The sequence below is a fragment of the Blastococcus atacamensis genome, assembly GCF_002938425.1.
Lineage (GTDB): Bacteria > Actinomycetota > Actinomycetes > Mycobacteriales > Geodermatophilaceae > Blastococcus > Blastococcus atacamensis.
Genome location: NZ_POQU01000163.1, coordinates 1 through 1,207, shown reverse-complemented (window position 1 = coordinate 1,207; position 1,207 = coordinate 1). Strand labels below are relative to the sequence as shown.

The 1,207-nt window shown below is 75.3% G+C and carries 2 protein-coding genes; one reads left to right on the top strand and one right to left on the bottom strand.

Annotated elements, in window-relative coordinates; genetic code table 11:
* Positions 1–193, bottom strand: a 193-nt coding sequence (locus tag C5508_RS19215; protein WP_198598200.1) for a hypothetical protein, incomplete at its 3' end; no start/stop codon positions are given.
* 250 nt (positions 194–443) lie between these two features.
* Between C5508_RS19215 and C5508_RS19210 the strand changes: the two genes are divergently transcribed.
* Positions 444–1,207 (top strand): alpha-hydroxy-acid oxidizing protein (locus C5508_RS19210; protein WP_198598199.1); only part of this gene is annotated, 764 nt, incomplete at its 3' end.

The following is a 1,207-nucleotide window of genomic DNA, read 5'->3' as shown; positions in this document are numbered from 1 at the left end:
GGCCGGCCCCGCCCTCGCCGTCGACGACCCCTCCCGCCCCGACGCCCGGCTGGCAGCTCGGCCCGTGGGTCACCCGGGCGGCGGGGCGGGAGGGGTCGTCGACGGCGAGGGCGGGGCCGGCCAGGGAGACGGCGGCGCCCAGAGCCACGGCGAGGAGACCGGTCGCGATGCCGGTGGAGCGGGCGAGGCGCATCGACCGGGCCGACGTCGTCGATCCGGTGGTCCGCCCAGATGTGGTGCTCAGCCCGTCCCCCGTTCCGGTGCACTGGAGTTTCAGATGATGCCGGAAGTGACGCTTCGTTGCTACGCCGTTACGCGCGTGTCGTGCGTGTCGCACGGCGTGTCGGGACTTCCTTCCCTGCCGGGGCGCCGACCAACCCCCGGGAATCCACCTGCCGGCCACCCGGCGGCCGAGAAGAGAGCGGGGTCACTACGGTGACCGCGTGAGCGAAGCGGGCGCGGGGCGGCGGCGACAGAACGAGGTCTACCGGGCCGGGGTGTTCGGCCACTCGCCCACGGTGCCGGTCGGCATCCGGCGGCTGCAGCAGAAGGCGAAGCGGGTGCTGGACGCCCGCGCGTACGCCTACGTGGCCGGCGGCGCCGGTGACGAGGTAACCCAGCGCGCCAACCGTGCCGCCTTCGACAAGTGGGCCGTGGTCCCCCGGGTGCTGCGCGACGCCAGCGCCCGCGACACCTCCGTGGAGATCTTCGGCCGCCGGCTCCCGGCGCCGGTGCTGCTCGGCCCGGTGGGCGCCCTGGAGCTGGTGCACCCCGAGGCCGACCTCGCCGTCGCGCGGGCCGCGGCCGCCACCGGGGTGCCGATGGTCTTCTCCAACCAGGGCTCGCGGTCGATGGAGGAGTGCGCGGCCGCCATGGGCGACTCCCCGCGCTGGTTCCAGATGTACTGGTCGACCTCCGACGAGCTGGTCGAGAGCCTCGTCGGCCGCGCCGAGGCCGCCGGCTGCGAAGCGCTGGTGGTCACCCTGGACACCACGATGCTCGGCTGGCGCCCTCGCGACCTCGACCTGGGACACCTGCCGTTCGCGCTGGGCAAGGGCATCGCGCAGTACACCTCCGACCCGGTGTTCCGCCGGCTCGTCGAGGAGCGCGCGGCCGCTACGACCTCCCCGCCCACCCCCGCTTCGCCGCAGCCCCGGCCCACCCCCGCCGCGGTCAAGGCGCTCGTCACCATGGCCAGGGCGTGGCC